Raw genomic sequence first — 16,278 nt, 5'->3', positions numbered from 1 at the left:
AACCCAAACGGTGCCTTCCTGTATCAATATGTCTCCTACATTATACTGCATCCCTTACATTCTTTCTTTGCGTCTTTCTATTCCTTGTTTCTTTATGTACTTTGATTCGCCAGCTACGGTATGCGATCAGGGTTCGCCACTCTTTCATGATACCCAGGCGGTCAGCCCGCTCTCCCTTGGCAACCAGCGAGACCAGGGTTTTGCTGCATCCTAATGTCTCGGCTATAAATGTTTCATCGCCAAGCCTGGCACCACAGGGCAAACCGACGTTCTTGTCCTGTTTTTTCATATATTTGAATGTTTACGTCATGTTTACGATTTCAAATGTATCACATGTGATACTGAATATCAAATATGCAGTTGTGTATTTTAAAATATATTTTTTATATGACTGATAATCAGGAAGAAAAAATAAACGATAGGATAGTTAGTATCATAAAAGCATTAGATTTATCTAAGAAATCCTTTGCTAATTCAATTGGGATAAGTCCTCAAACATTGCAAAATATTGTTGGAGCACGTAAAACTTCCCCAGCAGCAGATGTGATATCGAGTATAATTACTCAATATGATATAGTAAATCCTGAATGGTTGCTGACAGGAAGAGGAGAAATGCTAAAAAAGGAAGTGTCTTCAAGTAAAGTCAGAATAAGAGGGGAAGGAAATACAATAGCTAGTAATGTCACTGGTAATGTAGGTGCAGATCTTTCTAAAGGAAAAAAACTTAACTCTGACACAGAAATACTTTTGTATAAATCTCAGATAGAAAACCTTCAAAATAAGATCACCGACCTTCAGAATAAAATATCTGATATAGATATTCAATATAAGAATCAGATTGAGATGTTGAAGGAGTCTTGTAATAACCAATTAAAGGCTAAAGATGAGATGATCGAATTGCTAAAATCAATGCTTCAAAAGTAGGGGTCAAAAGTGTTAAGAAAAGTGTTAACTAAAGTGTTAATTGTATTTAGAAAACAAAAGGTACAGATTTAGTTAACACTTTAATAAAAAAGCAGCTCCTGGGAGCTGCTTCTTTTCGCTAAAACTAAAATGAGAATGTATCGGTATCCCCTAACCGGGCTAATGTGTGGGCTTATAGTAAGGTGTGTAAAGTTAAGCCCACTATAATTCAATTATTAAACTAATAATCAATTAATTAATCATGATTGAACTTCAGAATTCCTTAGAAAAAGTCAGTAAAGAACTAGGCAGATCAGTTAGTTACCCAGAAATTATAATAAGTATTATAGACACTATCACCGCCAGTACTATAGGTCTTTGGAAAAAGAACCCTAGCTTATTTCACAATAATGTGAATACAGCTAGGGATTTAGCTTTAAAAACCATTATCAATAATATAAATGGTATTGATAATAAAATCAGAGAAGGATTAAAGACTCAGGATCAGGTGTTTATTGACCATTGTGGTATTGAATACTGTTTCTCACAACCCTTGTTAGAAGATTAGTAAGTTCCTGCTCTAGGTCTTCGGTCCCCTTCTGGGTGGCTTTCTGTTGGCTCCAGAATCGCTGCACCTCTTCCAAAGAAGCGATGTTATTGATTTCTACGATCACGGACTTACTGTCCTCTTTGATTACTTTAATGTTTTCCATGGTCTAATATGATGGCTTATAGTAAGGTGTGGAAGTGTTTTAACAGGAAAAGAGCCATTACCAGGTCTCTCAATACATCTGATGCCGCATCACAATACTTGCTATACAGCTTTCCCTTAACCTCTGAGAGTAGGGATATAACGATTACAACACCCACTAACAGGCTCTCAAAGACAAATAAATAGGCAAATAACCATAAGTAAGGTGCTAATAATAAGTGCCTTGGCAGGTTGTTGATATGAATAACACCTTTTTTTACATCATAATAGAACTCGAATTTCACTAGCAGTATAAAAGCTGCTGTCACTACTAAAACCTGAGTGTATGGATTCATTAAACAAGACTTTAGATTCAACACAATATTTTGATATCCTGGAGAAAGTCGCCAAGCTGGAGGATGGGAATACGATAGGCTCCAGTCTAGACAGCCTCTATGAGGAGTGTCATAAATTTAACCCTAATTATGTTGAATATCTTTACCAGCACGCTACAGCGGTTCAGGATCAGGACAGCTTCAGTACGGAGCCTATGATTGTGGATGGGGATTTCACTATAAGAAAGGGTGATATAGCACTAGGAGAGCGTTTTACGCCTATTCATTATGCCTTATTGTGGTGCCAGTTTAAGTTTATGGATCGTCTTGAGGAAGTGTTAAATTCAGAGTCAGACAATCCTATTGCTGCTATGCAACTCCTTGATAAGGAAGATAACAGGCTTATGAAAGACTACCTGTCTGAAGAATCTATGCAACGCCTGGACCGCAAGAGAGCCAAAAGGATTGCTGATTCCTGTTATCAAAAAATCAAGAACGTTTCCTTTGACTATATGAAAGCTCTTGATTTCGCTGGCAAGGGTCTTGGACTTATACTTGCCATGGATAAATTAAAGGATCTTTAAATATCATTTAAATGGGGATCAAATGAGGGGCGATGTGGAAATTTCACCCCTCATTTCAAAAGGTCATGTGGATCTAATGTGGGGAGGCTGCTCCCGGCTACCTTTGTTTTTGGTTGCGCCTTCCCCCATTTTACCCTGTACCTTTCGTTCTGCCCCTTACAGATGATATACAATTCGGTTACAATACTTCGGATGACATCCCTGCCTCCAAGGTTTTGAAAGATGGATACGGGCAGTGCAATACAAAATCCACCCTGCTGATGGCTTTGCTACGGGCAGTCGGCATTCCAAACAGGATACATGGGTTTACCATAGACAAGGCTTTGCAGAAAGGCGCTATTACAGGCATTTGGTACAGGTTATCTCCACAGAATATCCTGCACAGCTGGGTAGAAGTTTATATCGAAAACGAATGGTATTTTCTGGAAGGTGTGATTATAGACAAGACTTACCTGAATGCACTCCAAGAACAAAACCCTGAATGCAAAACGACTTTTTGTGGTTATGGTATCTATACAGACAAGTTCGAAAACCCTGAAATGGAATGGAACTTTAGCCATACCTTTATTCAGGAAAAAGGTATCCATCAGGACTTTGGTGTATTTGACAACCCTGATACATTTTATTCAAAACATCAACAAAAGATGGGAATATTAAAAAATATACTATTTAAAAAGTATATACGTCACCTAATGAATAACAATGTAAATACAATTAGAAATAAGCAATACTAAAATTATTTGGCAGTATTGAAATTGTAAATTTCAGTACTGTCTTTGCCCTTTTCAGTTATTTCAGATATTCAATTTTCTCATTTGTTAAAACATGAAAGTAATTCTGAACGAATCTGAATATTGAATTGTTCCTCAATTGATACAATAACCCTTCCTTTTCAAAACTTTAGCATATTACTGTATGAAATACTCATTACTTATTCTGCTATTTTTTCTTTGTGCACCTTTTATTGTAACATCGCATGCACAATCCGCTAAAAGTTTACAAGTAACACAAACTAAAGCTTCTGTTCTAGGAACTTCAACACTTCATGATTGGGAGTGTGTTTCTGAAAAATTTGATATCAAAGCCACAGGTAGTATGGAAAGCGGACAAGTTAAAACTGTCGAAAGCCTGACTGCCACCATCCCTGTAAAGTCACTGAAAAGTGGTAAAAGTGGAATGGACGACAACACGTACAAGGCACTAAAGGAATCCAAAAACCCCAATATCATTTTTGAGTTAACTTCCCCTGTAGAGGTCTCAAACGGACAGGCTGAAATCAGTGGAAACCTGACTATTGCAGGTAAAACACAACCTGTCAAAATCTCCTCAAAAGTCAATGGAAATACCTTTGCAGGCAGTTTTGTTACCAAAATGACTGAGTTTGGAGTAGACCCTCCCAAAGCCATGATGGGTACCATCAAAACAGGTGACGATATTACGCTCCAGTTTGAAGTGACTTTCAAATAAACCATTTCATTTTTCTTACCATTATTTCTACGTCTTCCTCTCTTTTTAGAATCTAGGATTTTATTCAATTAACTGGATAATGCGCTGCGGCAGCAAACTTGACTGCTGTCTCTCCCCCTCGATATACCTATTCAGAATATCTATTTTTCAAAACAAAACAGTTATGAAACGAATATTTACATTGCTATGGCTCTGTACTATAGCCCTCACTGCATATGCCCAACAGCCTCAAATCAGCAATTTCAGACCTTACAGCCAAAACGGTGTCAATATATTTGAGCCTCCTAAAGAGGACGATGATTTACCTGACAAAGTGAGAGTAAGAATTGGTGGTAACTTTGCGCTTCAGTACCAGTCTCTGGATCATGAGAACAAGCCTTTTGAACAGGACGGTGTAGTGGTCAATGAGCTGCTTGAGCTTGGAGACAACTTTAACAATGCTACAGCCAATCTAAACCTCGACGTAGCCCTCCTACCGGGTGTTCGTATGAACTTGGTTACTTACCTGTCTTCTAGACACCACAATGAAGCATGGGTAAAAGGTGGATACCTGCAAGTGGATGCCATGGAGTTTCTAAATAGTAGTTTGATAGATGATATCATGGATGTAATCACCATTAAGGTCGGTCATATGGAGATCAACTATGGTGATGCGCACTTCAGAAGAACTGATAATGCCAACGCCATGTACAACCCATTTGTAGGTAACCTGATCATGGATGGTTTTACAACAGAAATCGGTGGTGAGGTTTATTACCGTCAAAGTGGTTTTCTGGCAATGGTGGCTGTTACCAGTGGTAGCCTTAGAGGTAGTGCTCTAAAGCAGAGTGAGGAAAACATTACCTTCTATGGCAAGTTGGGTTTTGATACCGACCCTGCCAATGACGATGATGATGATGAGATAAGATTGAGAATCACAGGTTCAATTTACAACAACTCAAGTCTCAACCGAAATACCTTGTACGGTGGTGACCGTAGTGGTGCAAGATATTACCATGTACTAGCCAATGATGCCAGTGATTTCACTACTGGACGTTTCAATCCTGGTTTCAATGAGGTAACATCCTACATGATCAACCCTTTTATTGAATTTGTAGGATTGGAGTTTTTCGGAACATATGAACACACTTCCGGTAAAAAAGCGGACGGAGACAAAGACGGTAGCTATGATCAGCTTGCTGGAGAACTGATTTACCGTTTTGGTGGCACAGAACAGTTCTATGTAGGTGGCAGATACAATACTGTATGGGGGAACGATGTCAATGATGCACCTGAAACACGTATCAATAGAGTTCAGGCAGATATCGGTTGGTTCATCAGCAAAAATATCTTGATGAAAGTGGAATATGTGAAACAAGAATACAAGGATTTCCCTGAAGAGTCTCTTTACAGCGAAGGCGAATTTGACGGGTTAATGATTGAAGCAGCTATCGGCTTCTAACTATTTTGTCCAGCTAACTGTTTAGTAGGAAAGTATGTTTGCACCTCACCTTGAGGTGCTGCATACTTTTTCATTTACTTTACTGTTACTTCTGATGCCTTGCAATATCCCATAAGTATGAAACATCTTCACCTTGCCTGCTTCCTAAAAGTCCAATACTGCTGCCTACTTCTATTGTTAATCACGTTTAGCGTCAGTGGTCAAAGTGCCAAGGAAGTTCCCTCAAGACATTGGGACCTACACTTTGATGATGAATGTTACTTGAATATAAAAGGAGAAACAAACGTCAACAACTTTCAGTGTGATTATAATATTGACCCTACCTCTGATAATAAGGAAGTCATCACCTTCAACAGGGATGCAGGCCTACTGGACTTTAAGGATTCAGAACTGAAAGTGGAAATCAAAAGGTTGGACTGCCACAACAAGATGATGACCAATGATATGAGAGACCTTCTGGATGCAGACAATTTTCCCTACCTGATTATGGAGCTTGTAATGCTCAAGTTTGAAAATAACTATGAGTCTGCTGAGATTGCGTTCAATGGGAAACTCAAAACAAACCTGACTATTGCCGGTCAAACAAGAGAAGTGTGGCTACCCGTAAAGATTCAGGACAGAAACTCAGAGTTACTGATAAAGGGGCATACCATTGTAGACATCACAGACTTTGGACTGACACCTCCCACCAAAATGCTTGGTGCCGTAAAAGTTCGGAAACATATTGACATACAGTTGGCATTCAAGGCAAAATAAAATCAGCCAAAGATTTTCATCCCTTCTGTGCAGTTCTTACAAATATCAATCTCACTACGTGCTTTCAGCAGCTGCTTTCTGAAGCGGTTGTAAGGCGCACTTCTCCATACTTTCTCAAAACCACCCTTTTGCATATTGCCCAACTGATAGTGTGCATCCTTATCAAAACAACAAGGCACCACATTACCATCCCAGGTAATCACGCAAGAGTGCCACATTTTCCAGCAACTGTTTTCCAGTTTGTTCTTGATACGGTAAGTGCCATCACTCTGCTTCGCATAACGTGAATACTTATCAAGCGTCGGAATAAGTGGCGAACCATTTTCATAATCATAGATCTGTGCTGTCTTGAAAGTGATTTCATCCACACCCAGATCTTTAGCCAACTGCCTTGCCTCTTCCAGCTGGTGCTCATTAGGTTTGACCACCAAAAACTGAAACACAAGGCGCGGCGTAGCTGATTGCAGCTTTTGCTTCCACTTCACCATATTTTTTGTTCCCTCAATCACCTTCTCCAACTTCCCTCCTATCCGGTACGACTGATAAGTCTCCTGCGTAGTTCCATCAATGGAAATAATCAGGCGATCCAATCCAGACTCCACAGTTTTTTTAGCCACCGCATCATTCAGGTAATGCGCATTGGTGGAAGTAGCCGTATAAATATTTTTTGAAGAAGCATACTGCACCATCTCCAGAAAAGACGGGTTAAGAAACGGCTCACCCTGAAAATAAAAAGTAAGGTACAGCAAGGTAGAAGACAGCTCATCAATCGCTTCCCTAAAAAGTTTTTCCTGCAACATTCCCGTCGGACGGGTAAACGCACGCAACCCACTCGGACATTCAGGACAACGCAAATTGCACGAAGTAGTAGGCTCCAACGCCAAGCTGAATGGCAATCCCCAATGAAAATTCTTCTTGGTCCATCTCGATAAAAAATAACTGCCATACAGCTTTGCAGCATTCAGCAGCTTTCGGGCAGTCAATTTACGAAGCAGGTTCAGTTGGTCATTCATCCTTTGGTTTTCAGTTTAGCAAGGTGAAAAAGAGAAACGCAAGTTAAGGGAGAAAATGAAGATGTAAAACTACAAGACTACAGTGATTTAACTATCTCTAAAAATCATAACATCTATAAGAACCATCTGACTCAACTATAACCCAATTCAATGGCACCTTACATAAGAGTCTAAACTGTCACAGCCATTGTCAGGTATAAGATTATTGTCTGAAAGATAGTTTCTGGATTCAAGCAATTCTATTGCCTCTTTAGGAAATAATTCAAGCACATTATCCCTAATTAACCATTCACCACTTATAACTCCATCATTTTGAGAGCATCCATAAAAAGTAAACCTGAAGGCACCTCCATTCAGCAGAACGAGCTGTTTACCACCAAATCCAAACCCAGCACAGTATGTACGATATATTTGTTCCTGCTGCCTTTGATTAGTTAAGAATAACAGAATGCTAATAAGCAGAACAATAAGAGTGGTTATTGAATGGAAAACGGATCTTTGGCTCCCTTTTCTTCTATGGGTAAAATATTTATTCCTCATTTTCAAACCCTCTCATATTTGATGGAAAACATCATAAATATTTCGTGATGTAAACGATGGATTATGTCGCCCTTTCAGGACTTAAAAATTAGTGTCTGCCAACGATGGGTTTTACCCATCGCTAATATATTTCGTCCCTTCGGGACTTATGCATTGAAAAGGCTTTATGGGATAGCGACAGAAGGATTAAGATTGACTTTTTATTCAGTGGTTTACACCTGCCCCGAAGGGAGCTAAATACTTCAGCAATGACTGTTACACAGTGCGATTATCCCATCGTAAAGGAGAGGACTTTTTTAAGTCCTGAAAGGGCGTGATAAATCGTGAAACTAATTCATAGTTCACGTTCTTCCTAAGTAAAATAAACTGTCTTCCCTCCTAAGTTGTCATCCATTTAGTATATTCAAGATAAAGGCTTTCAATTGTATCATGATAGATTTTAAAACCCTCATAACCTCTAGGAGGGCTAGCATCTGTCAAATCTCTTTCCCACCATGTCCCTAGCAACACCTCCTGCTTATTATGACATGCACTTAACGAGAACACAATAAATAAAAGACGTGTAACCAAAAATCTCATTTTTATTTTCATAATCTGAAACGGATAAGATGTAACATCTTTTTAAGTCATTAATAAATGAAAAAATCACTTATTAAGACTTAAAACATAAATATTTCTTCTCATATTATTTTTCTATATTTTAACCAAAGTGTCAAATTAACTTTAGTATCCATGAAAAAAATAAGTATCACTTTCATTCTACTTACTTTATTCGCTTTTGCAGCAAAAGCGAATAATAAAGCAATAACTGCACATGTTGTTTTTGAAAACCTGACAGATAAAATACTTACACAAGGAGAATTTTATGTGACTGGACTTGATCAAAAAATTGAACTCACCTCTGAAAAAAGTTTTAGCATTACATTACCAAAAAGCGGCAGATATCAGTTTGGGTTCTATTCAGAAACCTTTGATTCTTATGTTTACTACCCTGCGAGAATTACCGCCCACAAGAATACAATTACAATACGTCTGAAGGATATAGAAAAAAAGGGAAGAAATAGCTTTCTCAACTCACCTATAAAGTATTCGCTTTCAGATAAAGCTATTGAGCAAAAGATTGAAAACAATGAACTCGACTTTATTATACATGGACTGAACAATACCATCCCACAGGAATATCAGCGTTTCAAGGAAAAGTATGGCATTGGTTTCACCATCAAAAACTGTATCATCGATCCCATTACACTTAAGGAGACCTCAAAAAACAATCAAACTATCTTTGATTACCTCAACAGGAAATATGGAGACGAATGGCAAAAGGACTTACCGATTAAACCATTTGGCATAAAATAGTCGTGCAATAGCAATCAAGCATTCCATTTCGCTTTATGGAATGCTTTTTTTATCTAAAAAATCTACCAATCAATAAAAGTAACCCCTATACCGATGGTAAACTGCCTGTGGTTATAGTCAATTAAGGTTTCGCCGTATCCGCCAAAAAATTGTATATGGAAACGTAATTGCTCCTCAATTGGAAAAACAAAATTCAACTCAGCACTGCCTCCCTCAAGACGGTCAAAAGGATGCCGGATCACAGAATAAACCTGATGGTGATTTTTACTGTATGCCACTACAAATTCTCCATTTCCGATATACCGCTCCATCTCAGGATTTTCATCTTCTTCATCTTTCAGCCGTATCCAAGGGCGCACCAAAACCTGCCAGTTTTCTCTTTGCAATGCTGCATGAAAAATAATTCTGTTCCAGCTTCGTGACCTCGGTAAGTCCCTTCCATTTGATTGGTGGTTAAAGGCTACGCCAGCCATTTTCATATCAAAACCAAAAAGCCTCAGCGAAACAGGATAGTTGAAAATCAATTCAGGCTCATAATTCAGTTCCCGAAAAGCACGGGATATATCCGAATTATAAAGTTGCCAGTGCGCCACTTGTGTATAGGCTGCCCACAAGTCGCCTTTGTCTCCAAAAATTCCTTGCAGCAATTTTGTCTTTAAACTCAACTGAAACTTCGCCTCAAGCCTTTTATAATTGATTTCTTCATCTAGCGCATAGCTTGGATTCAAGCTTCTCGGCTGCCTGTTTGGCTTGCTTGACCAACGCCCTGCCGTAACATAGACAGGCTTGTAAAAAGTAATGCGGAATACACCTTTTCGGCTGGCAGAATCAAGCTCCCACCGTTCATTAAGTGGTCTGGAATAGATCGGCTTATCAAACTCCTGAAACTGAGCAAATACTGTAAGTCTTGATATTAAAATAAAAAATATGCAAAAGACTAACCTGATAATCTTTGCAACAATAGGATAACTCATTTAGAATGGTTTATTGAAAAGTATGATGTTTACTATAGACGACTTATAAAACGCAATTCCTGCTAAATTATTCCTACAGCTGTACAACACCAAGGTTTTCACCTACTTGAGTATTGTTTTATATCTTTGGCTTTTTTATTCAAAAACTTTATTTGGTAAAGGACTACTCCTTCTCAAGAAAATTGGTTTCACTTTTTAAAAATCATCATCAATGATAAATTCTTGAAAATAGCGAACCTAAACCGTTTACATTCATCCTTCTCTAGCATTATTTATTGAAAAATAAGGTGTACGCTCTTCAAATAAACAAGATATAAAAACGAAGTCACTGTTTATAGACATTCCATGAATCCTGAAGGTGTCGCTCCTACGGAGCTTTTTTCACAAGGAAAGACGCGCTACAAAGGTTGCGCTTCGATGGAGCTGTTTATTTTTTTGCTCCGTTAGAAGTATCATCTTTGTAGCCAGTCATTATTTGCCATCTTTTTTTCAGCTCCGTTAGGAGCGACATCTTTTATTGTAAGTTATATCATCAAAGTTCGAATGTATCAGGGCAAATGTCTATACGAACTAAATTTTCCAGCGATAGAAAAAGCACATCGGTATAAAACTTTCGCCCTAAATGGGCTATGGAAAAATTTCTGCCGATAATTACAAAGGCAGCCTACTGCCATCACTAAACAACCTGTAAAGTTTGTTTCCTTCAATCAGCAAGCCTTCCGAATCTTGGAATGGCCACGTTTTTCGGTAATCTTTTGGATGCTTGACATCAATGCCCACCACCCTTCCTTCAAAAAAGGTCTTTATTTCTGGCTGGAGTGTGTGCCCCACAACAATGGATTTTGCATGGAAGCTTTTCAGAATGCTATCTATTTCAGGAGTAGTCAGGTCTTCCTTAAAGTACCCCCTGTACCAGCTGACACCTTTTTTGTCAGAGATAAGCAGCTGGTCAACTGTCTCTTCAGGTTTCGGGAAAAAAATATGGTAATAGTGTTTTCTCACTTTGTGGTTGATTTCCTCTAGGCTGATCTCATATTTTGCCACATTTGGATGAATACCTCCATGCACAAACAGGTAACCGTTAATTTTTTCAACGGCATTTTTACTCGCCATCCATCTTCCAATAAAAGAATTGGAATCGTAAAGCTGGTGGTGCTGCTTGCCTAGAATGGCAGCTGCTGCAAAATACCTGGGCGATGCTGCTTCGTACCTTCCCTGCATATTTTTCAATTCATGGTTACCCAAAATATAATGCACTTTTCCCCCATGCTTTTCCGCAGCAGTTTCCAGCTTATAAATAAACCAAAGCACCTGTGTCACTGACCAGCCACGGTCAACAAAATCTCCCACCAAAACGAGGTGTCCCTTTCCGAAAGTCCAATTCAAATCATGGTCAATCACCTTGTTATGAATAAGGAAATCACGGAAAGTTTTGTAACCTCCTTCTATATCAGAGAGGGCAATAATCGGTTCGTGATCATTATAAACTGCTGCGGGTATTTTAATTTCTGCCTTGACTGAAAAATTGAAATAGCTGGAGTCAAGTGGAAAAAAACAAGTGGCTTCCATTATCGCATGGGTTTCATAATCATTCCGATTTACATAAAAGCCCGCTTCTTTATTTCCCTTGATATAATTGACACTAATAAGGCTGTCTGCCTCAAAAAAAATATACGGCCCTTCTTTATCAAGATGCATTCTTGCAGGATCATCACCATAATTGACTGCCGCACCCATTTGTAATCCTACCATTATGGTAACTGTACCCAATACCAGTAAAGTCAGGAAAATATGTTTCAGGTATCTTAAAACTTTAGTCTTCATACAAATAAGATTTTTTGGGAAATGAAAAATTATTTGATGCTAAAGTATTCCTGATCGTGTGTAGCAATCAATTAACTGGGATACATATACAAGAGGCTGTGACATACGGCAACGAAGTGCATACGAAGGTATTTTGTCACAAAGTCCAACACCTTTATCACTGCTGCAAGGGTGTTTGTCAACTTATTTTGAGACTATTTCACGAAGCCTTATTCTTGCAATATGATTTTAGCTTTAAATAAAAACACCAAAAAACTGCTGGCAACAATTGCGATATTATCATTAGCTATACCGGCCATCATTATTTTCTTTCTGGTAATCACCACCAACAAGGACTCTGTCGTAATAGCGTTCGATCCATTTTCCATAGATGGAATGTTGCTGATCTCCTATTATGCTACGCTGATTATACTCGTACCCATCTTTTCCATCACTTGGCTCATCAAACAGATTCGGTCGCTGCTCAATTTAAAGAATGAAAAAATGAGGATGGAACTGGTACACCTGCAAAGTCAGGTAAACCCACACTTTTTCTTTAATGTGCTCAACAATCTTTATGGCTCAATTGAAAAAGACAATATGAAAGCCAAAACCATGATTCTCAAACTTTCTGAAATGATGCGATACAGCATTTATGAAGGGCAACGGGAATTGGCTACGATAGGAGAAGAAATCGCCTATCTTCAAAGTTATATACAGCTGAACGAAGCACGCTATCACAAAAAAATTGAGGTAACTTTTGAAACCTCCATTGAAAATGAAAATCTTCCGGTTACGCCATTACTCTTTATTATTCTGGTGGAAAATGCATTTAAGCATGGTGTCGAACAACTTAGGCACGATGCCTTTATCCATATGATTTGCAAAAGCGACGGCAATCAGGTTTACTTTGAAGTTGAAAACAACGTTGATCCTGAAATGCCCGCTTCGCAAGAAGGCGTAGGGTTACAAAACCTGCAAAGACGACTGGAATTGGTGTACCCAAACAGGCATCAATTTATTATTTCACAAACAGATTCGACCTATAAAGTTCAACTGACACTGCAAGCTATATGACCAAGTACCTTATCATCGATGATGAACCTGTGGCACATGATATTATTAAAGGATACTGTGATATGTTACCCAACCTGCAACTGGGAGGGCAATGCTATGATGCCATCGAAGCGCTTGAATTTTTGAACAAACAACGTGTTGACCTGATTTTTCTGGACTTGAACTTGCCCAAACTGAAAGGCTTTGAATTATTGAGGACACTTCCTGCACCACCAAAAATAATCGTAACGACAGCTTACAGAGAATACGCATTGGAAGGATATGAACTGAATATTGTGGACTACCTCTTAAAGCCATTTGGGTTCGAACGTTTTTTGAAAGCCGTCAACAAAGCTACGGAGACTCACAATACTACTCCAATTGCTCACACTCAAGTAAAAGATGAAACGCAATCCATTTGGTTAAAAACCAACAAAAAATATATACAGGTAAATCTGTCAGCCATTCTATATGTGGAAGCTGCGGGAAATTACACCAAGGTTGTAATGGAAGATGAAATTGTTACCATCAGAGAAAAAATATCTGAGCTATTGCGTTCATTCAACTACCCTGACCTGATTCAAATCCATAAATCTTTTGCAGTAGCCAAAAAACAGATCAAAAGTATCGAGGGTAACCGCATTCTTGTTGACAAGATTGAAATCCCAATCGGAAAAACTTACAAATCACAAGTGATGCATTTGATTGGGTAATAGATTTACAATTAACTTTATCACACAAAACGGGCAGCAAAAATTTCTGCTCAAGCCCCATGTACTTTTTGATACGCTTATAAAACTCAACTCATGAACAGACCAAAACAGTCAGAGTACAATCCTTATTTCCAACACTACATTAATCTTGTCGACGAAGGGCCGTATCTGGACATTCTTGATCTCAACACAGAACTGACCGCCCAATTTTTCCGTGAAATTCCTGCAGACAAACACGATTACCGATATGCTCCAGGCAAATGGACGGTCAAAGAGGTGTTGATGCACATAACGGATACAGAAAGAGTATTTGCTTACCGTACATTGGTTTGCGCAAGAGGTGACAACAAAACACCTCTGCACAGCATGGATGAAGACCTTTATGCCACCCATGCAGCTGTATCAGGTAGAACAATGGAAAGCCTTGTGGAAGAATTTCTGGTGATAAGAAAAAATTCAGCCTTTCTGTTTCAAAACCTGACTGAAGATCAAAGCAAGTTTGTCGGAGATGGTGTAACGCATCCGTTTACGGCAAGGGCATTGGGCTACATTATGATCGGTCATATCAACCATCATATCAATATCCTGAATGAAAGGTATTTGTAATTAGATTTTCTCTACTAGCCGTAGCTAATTACACAATGCTACGGCTAGTTGAATTGTTTGATGAGATAAATCCCATCGTAATGAAAACCATACTATTGATCCCTGAAAGGGTGATGTAATCCATAGTTCACGTTACTTAATGCACGCCACTACTTATAATTCAATTTCTAGAACCCATTAGATATTGAAGAGCTTGCCCATCCTATTTGATCATTAAGGCGTGTTTGTAACCTATCTGTTGAATAATCTCTAAAATGTTCATTAGTCCCCCTGTTCTTTCTTTTGGACTCTTTCCCTTTTTCTACTTTGTATCGGTTCTTCCAATATCTCTTTTTTCTTGACACTTTTGTTGAATATATGCCATTCTCATCTAAAGTTTCCAGTGTTTCAATTGCCATCATTGAAACAGATATTATTGGATCATCTATAAATACAGCTATCTCTTCTAATAAATTATCTGGATTTATAATAACCAATTGCTTAATACATTGACATCTAATATCATAAACCCCTTTTATAGATAAGTATTTGATTTTATGTAAATCAGCATGTGAATTCAATTTAGCTACAAGTTTTTTTGAGGGCTTGATAATACTGATTTTAATTAGAAAAAATATCAAGTCATTTATCATCATTATACATTGAGTTAGATTAGATAATTGCTTTAATCTAGTCAATTACCAGATGATTTTTTTAACCTCACTACAATTTCAAAATATTTGAGCATTTACTTTTTACTCTTCCCTTCCAGAAAATGATAGATCGCTGAAAAATCATATCTGCCCAATCCTGCATTTTTTGCATCACCAAAAAGTTCTTTGGCTAGGTTAGCTAGATAAAGCGGCTGATCATTTTCATAGGCAGTCAGTGCGGCAAGGTGCAAATCCTTATGCATCAGTTCGAGAGGAAACTGTGCTTCATAATCATTCTCCCGAATCAGTTCTGCTTTCATCTTGGTAAATGGTGCGGATACGGCAAGATTGGGAAGTGTATCCAACAGGAAGTTTTTTTGTATACCCATTTTTTCACCAAGCAACAATGTTTCTGCGAAGATCAGCATGGATTGGGCTAGTTGTGCATTGACCAGCATCTTGAATGCGGAGCCTTTTCCCGTTTCTCCTATGTGCATAATTTTCTTGCCCATAAAATTGAGCAGCGATTCTGCTTCTTTCAGGTCTTTTTCTGCTCCACCTACAAAAAACACAAGCTCAGCATTGGCTGCCGTAGGTTTTGTTCCGGCTACAGGTGCATCCAGAAATCGGATATTTTTCTTGTGGGCTATCGCTGCTGCCTTTTCTGTAAAGGATGGATTCACGGTGGAACAATCTACCCACAACGCATTTTTTTTCATGTTTGACAATCCGCCATTTTCTTCCAGCATCACTTCTTCTACTGCTTCAGGTCTTGCCAGCATGGTAAATACAATGTCCGCATTTTTTACAGCTTCCTGATATGACGTGGCTGCCTTGGCACCTTTTTCTTCCAGCTTTTTGACTGGTGCTGCCGAACGGTTAAAAACGGTCAGGTCTACTTTAAACTTCAACAGGTTTTCAGCCATGCGGCTTCCCATAATGCCCAGCCCAATAAATGTTACTTTCATTCTCTTTATTGCTATTATTCAAATTTAAAAATCAGATTACGGTATTGATGTCACGCAAGCTTATCCTTTAAAGTCAACTTTTGCATGGCTTCCATCACAATAAGGCTTGTTGCCTGAGGCTCCACATCGGCAAAGGGCTGCCATTTTTTCTTTTACCTCTTACGATCAGTGGACCGTTTTCCATCATTTCTACTTTCATCGCTGCACCAGATGATTTTTCTTTTTCACTTTCTGAATCAGATTCATCATTCAAATAGTATGACAATGCGCCAGAAGGGCATTTCTTTACCTGACTTATCAATGCTTCAGTTGAAGCTGCTTCTACATCAATCCATGGTTTTTCCTTCGGACGGAAAACTTTAGGAAGCCCTTTCACACAAATGCCTGAGTGCACTCTACGGTACAGTTTTAATAACAAAGTGAGTTAAGGGTGTAATGCT

At 38.5% G+C, this 16,278-nt stretch carries 19 protein-coding genes and 1 pseudogene; 10 read left to right on the top strand and 10 right to left on the bottom strand.

All coding sequences use genetic code 11. The features are described from left to right. Positions 1 to 40: 40 nt before the first annotated feature. Positions 41 to 289 carry a hypothetical protein gene (locus tag V6R21_RS10970; RefSeq protein WP_334243640.1) on the bottom strand — a complete coding sequence of 83 codons (249 nt, stop codon included), beginning with the start codon at positions 287 to 289 and terminating at the stop codon, positions 41 to 43. A gap of 98 nt (positions 290 to 387) precedes the next feature. Between V6R21_RS10970 and V6R21_RS10965 the strand changes: the two genes are divergently transcribed. Then, entirely contained in the window at positions 388 to 924 is a 537-nt protein-coding gene (locus V6R21_RS10965) for a helix-turn-helix domain-containing protein (protein ID WP_334243638.1), read from the top strand. A gap of 491 nt (positions 925 to 1,415) precedes the next feature. On the opposite strand, the gene V6R21_RS10960 is transcribed toward V6R21_RS10965, so the two are convergent. Together V6R21_RS10960 and V6R21_RS10955 are read right to left on the bottom strand one after the other, a co-directional pair. Next, positions 1,416 to 1,616, bottom strand: coding sequence for a hypothetical protein (locus V6R21_RS10960; RefSeq protein WP_334243636.1), 201 nt, complete (start codon positions 1,614 to 1,616; stop codon positions 1,416 to 1,418). A gap of 16 nt (positions 1,617 to 1,632) precedes the next feature. Continuing rightward, positions 1,633 to 1,950 (bottom strand): hypothetical protein, encoded by a 318-nt coding sequence (locus V6R21_RS10955; protein ID WP_334243634.1) that lies wholly within the window; start codon positions 1,948 to 1,950, stop codon positions 1,633 to 1,635. On the opposite strand from V6R21_RS10955, the gene V6R21_RS10950 reads away from it, so the two are divergent. The 5 genes from V6R21_RS10950 to V6R21_RS10930 all read left to right on the top strand — a co-directional run bounded on the left by V6R21_RS10950 (position 1,941) and on the right by V6R21_RS10930 (position 6,177). Further along, the gene (locus V6R21_RS10950; protein WP_334243632.1) at positions 1,941 to 2,513 is read left to right on the top strand and encodes a hypothetical protein; all 573 of its coding nucleotides are present in this window, start codon (positions 1,941 to 1,943) and stop codon (positions 2,511 to 2,513) included. The genes V6R21_RS10955 and V6R21_RS10950 overlap by 10 nt on opposite strands. A gap of 113 nt (positions 2,514 to 2,626) precedes the next feature. Then, positions 2,627 to 3,247, top strand: a complete 621-nt coding sequence (locus tag V6R21_RS10945) for a transglutaminase-like domain-containing protein (protein ID WP_334243630.1) — start codon at positions 2,627 to 2,629, stop codon at positions 3,245 to 3,247. 181 nt (positions 3,248 to 3,428) lie between these two features. Beyond that, the gene (locus tag V6R21_RS10940) at positions 3,429 to 3,980 is read left to right on the top strand and encodes a YceI family protein (protein ID WP_334243628.1); all 552 of its coding nucleotides are present in this window, start codon (positions 3,429 to 3,431) and stop codon (positions 3,978 to 3,980) included. A gap of 163 nt (positions 3,981 to 4,143) precedes the next feature. After that, a complete protein-coding gene (locus tag V6R21_RS10935) occupies positions 4,144 to 5,421 on the top strand; it encodes a hypothetical protein (protein ID WP_334243626.1) in 1,278 nt (425 codons plus the stop codon). A gap of 117 nt (positions 5,422 to 5,538) precedes the next feature. Then, positions 5,539 to 6,177, top strand: a complete 639-nt coding sequence (locus tag V6R21_RS10930) for a YceI family protein (protein ID WP_334243624.1) — start codon at positions 5,539 to 5,541, stop codon at positions 6,175 to 6,177. 2 nt (positions 6,178 to 6,179) lie between these two features. On the opposite strand, the gene V6R21_RS10925 is transcribed toward V6R21_RS10930, so the two are convergent. Then, complete coding sequence (locus V6R21_RS10925) at positions 6,180 to 7,190, bottom strand: radical SAM/SPASM domain-containing protein (protein WP_334243621.1); 1,011 nt, start codon at positions 7,188 to 7,190, stop codon at positions 6,180 to 6,182. A 1,272-nt stretch (positions 7,191 to 8,462) separates the two neighbouring features. Between V6R21_RS10925 and V6R21_RS10920 the strand changes: the two genes are divergently transcribed. Continuing rightward, complete coding sequence (locus V6R21_RS10920) at positions 8,463 to 9,086, top strand: FEKKY domain-containing protein (RefSeq protein WP_334243619.1); 624 nt, start codon at positions 8,463 to 8,465, stop codon at positions 9,084 to 9,086. Positions 9,087 to 9,148: 62 nt separating this feature from the next. Here V6R21_RS10920 and V6R21_RS10915 read toward each other — a convergent pair whose 3' ends face one another. After that, the gene (locus tag V6R21_RS10915; RefSeq protein WP_334243616.1) at positions 9,149 to 10,060 is read right to left on the bottom strand and encodes a phospholipase A; all 912 of its coding nucleotides are present in this window, start codon (positions 10,058 to 10,060) and stop codon (positions 9,149 to 9,151) included. A 651-nt stretch (positions 10,061 to 10,711) separates the two neighbouring features. Then, positions 10,712 to 11,884, bottom strand: a complete 1,173-nt coding sequence (locus tag V6R21_RS10910) for a metallophosphoesterase (protein WP_334243614.1) — start codon at positions 11,882 to 11,884, stop codon at positions 10,712 to 10,714. 222 nt (positions 11,885 to 12,106) lie between these two features. On the opposite strand from V6R21_RS10910, the gene V6R21_RS10905 reads away from it, so the two are divergent. From V6R21_RS10905 to V6R21_RS10895, 3 genes are all read left to right on the top strand, one after another. Beyond that, positions 12,107 to 12,940 carry a sensor histidine kinase gene (locus V6R21_RS10905; protein ID WP_334243612.1) on the top strand — a complete coding sequence of 278 codons (834 nt, stop codon included), beginning with the start codon at positions 12,107 to 12,109 and terminating at the stop codon, positions 12,938 to 12,940. Then, the gene (locus tag V6R21_RS10900; RefSeq protein ID WP_334243610.1) at positions 12,937 to 13,632 is read left to right on the top strand and encodes a LytR/AlgR family response regulator transcription factor; all 696 of its coding nucleotides are present in this window, start codon (positions 12,937 to 12,939) and stop codon (positions 13,630 to 13,632) included. The genes V6R21_RS10905 and V6R21_RS10900 overlap by 4 nt, the downstream gene beginning before the upstream one ends. A 93-nt stretch (positions 13,633 to 13,725) precedes the next feature. After that, entirely contained in the window at positions 13,726 to 14,238 is a 513-nt protein-coding gene (locus V6R21_RS10895) for a DinB family protein (RefSeq protein ID WP_334243608.1), read from the top strand. A gap of 167 nt (positions 14,239 to 14,405) precedes the next feature. Here V6R21_RS10895 and V6R21_RS10890 read toward each other — a convergent pair whose 3' ends face one another. The 4 genes and pseudogenes from V6R21_RS10890 to V6R21_RS10875 form a co-directional block, all read right to left on the bottom strand. Continuing rightward, positions 14,406 to 14,873, bottom strand: a complete 468-nt coding sequence (locus V6R21_RS10890) for a hypothetical protein (RefSeq protein ID WP_334243606.1) — start codon at positions 14,871 to 14,873, stop codon at positions 14,406 to 14,408. A gap of 92 nt (positions 14,874 to 14,965) precedes the next feature. Further along, complete coding sequence (locus V6R21_RS10885) at positions 14,966 to 15,847, bottom strand: NAD(P)-dependent oxidoreductase (protein WP_334244923.1); 882 nt, start codon at positions 15,845 to 15,847, stop codon at positions 14,966 to 14,968. A 51-nt stretch (positions 15,848 to 15,898) separates the two neighbouring features. Then, on the bottom strand, positions 15,899 to 15,982 hold the full coding sequence (locus V6R21_RS10880) for a CDGSH iron-sulfur domain-containing protein (protein ID WP_334244922.1): 84 nt from the start codon (positions 15,980 to 15,982) through the stop codon (positions 15,899 to 15,901). Positions 15,983 to 16,151: 169 nt separating this feature from the next. After that, positions 16,152 to 16,214 (bottom strand): annotated as a pseudogene (locus tag V6R21_RS10875) ((4Fe-4S)-binding protein); the annotation flags it as partial. Positions 16,215 to 16,278 lie beyond the last annotated feature (64 nt).

Origin of the sequence: Limibacter armeniacum (genome assembly GCF_036880985.1) — a bacterium.
GTDB classification, from domain to species: domain Bacteria; phylum Bacteroidota; class Bacteroidia; order Cytophagales; family Flammeovirgaceae; genus Limibacter; species Limibacter armeniacum.
This window is presented reverse-complemented; position numbering and strand designations above follow the sequence as displayed.

Excerpts from the sequence above, each read along its gene's own strand:
- V6R21_RS10970 (WP_334243640.1), bottom strand. The coding sequence starts at position 289 with ATGAAAAAACAGGACAAGAACGTCGGTTTGCCCTGTGGTGCCAGGCTT.
- V6R21_RS10965 (WP_334243638.1), top strand. The coding sequence starts at position 388 with ATGACTGATAATCAGGAAGAAAAAATAAACGATAGGATAGTTAGTATC.
- V6R21_RS10960 (WP_334243636.1), bottom strand. The coding sequence starts at position 1,616 with ATGGAAAACATTAAAGTAATCAAAGAGGACAGTAAGTCCGTGATCGTA.
- V6R21_RS10950 (WP_334243632.1), top strand. The coding sequence starts at position 1,941 with ATGGATTCATTAAACAAGACTTTAGATTCAACACAATATTTTGATATC.
- V6R21_RS10955 (WP_334243634.1), bottom strand. The coding sequence starts at position 1,950 with ATGAATCCATACACTCAGGTTTTAGTAGTGACAGCAGCTTTTATACTG.
- V6R21_RS10940 (WP_334243628.1), top strand. The coding sequence starts at position 3,429 with ATGAAATACTCATTACTTATTCTGCTATTTTTTCTTTGTGCACCTTTT.
- V6R21_RS10935 (WP_334243626.1), top strand. The coding sequence starts at position 4,144 with ATGAAACGAATATTTACATTGCTATGGCTCTGTACTATAGCCCTCACT.
- V6R21_RS10930 (WP_334243624.1), top strand. The coding sequence starts at position 5,539 with ATGAAACATCTTCACCTTGCCTGCTTCCTAAAAGTCCAATACTGCTGC.
- V6R21_RS10925 (WP_334243621.1), bottom strand. The coding sequence starts at position 7,190 with ATGAATGACCAACTGAACCTGCTTCGTAAATTGACTGCCCGAAAGCTG.
- V6R21_RS10920 (WP_334243619.1), top strand. The coding sequence starts at position 8,463 with ATGAAAAAAATAAGTATCACTTTCATTCTACTTACTTTATTCGCTTTT.
- V6R21_RS10915 (WP_334243616.1), bottom strand. The coding sequence starts at position 10,060 with ATGAGTTATCCTATTGTTGCAAAGATTATCAGGTTAGTCTTTTGCATA.
- V6R21_RS10910 (WP_334243614.1), bottom strand. The coding sequence starts at position 11,884 with ATGAAGACTAAAGTTTTAAGATACCTGAAACATATTTTCCTGACTTTA.
- V6R21_RS10905 (WP_334243612.1), top strand. The coding sequence starts at position 12,107 with ATGATTTTAGCTTTAAATAAAAACACCAAAAAACTGCTGGCAACAATT.
- V6R21_RS10900 (WP_334243610.1), top strand. The coding sequence starts at position 12,937 with ATGACCAAGTACCTTATCATCGATGATGAACCTGTGGCACATGATATT.
- V6R21_RS10895 (WP_334243608.1), top strand. The coding sequence starts at position 13,726 with ATGAACAGACCAAAACAGTCAGAGTACAATCCTTATTTCCAACACTAC.
- V6R21_RS10890 (WP_334243606.1), bottom strand. The coding sequence starts at position 14,873 with ATGATGATAAATGACTTGATATTTTTTCTAATTAAAATCAGTATTATC.
- V6R21_RS10880 (WP_334244922.1), bottom strand. The coding sequence starts at position 15,982 with ATGGCAGCCCTTTGCCGATGTGGAGCCTCAGGCAACAAGCCTTATTGT.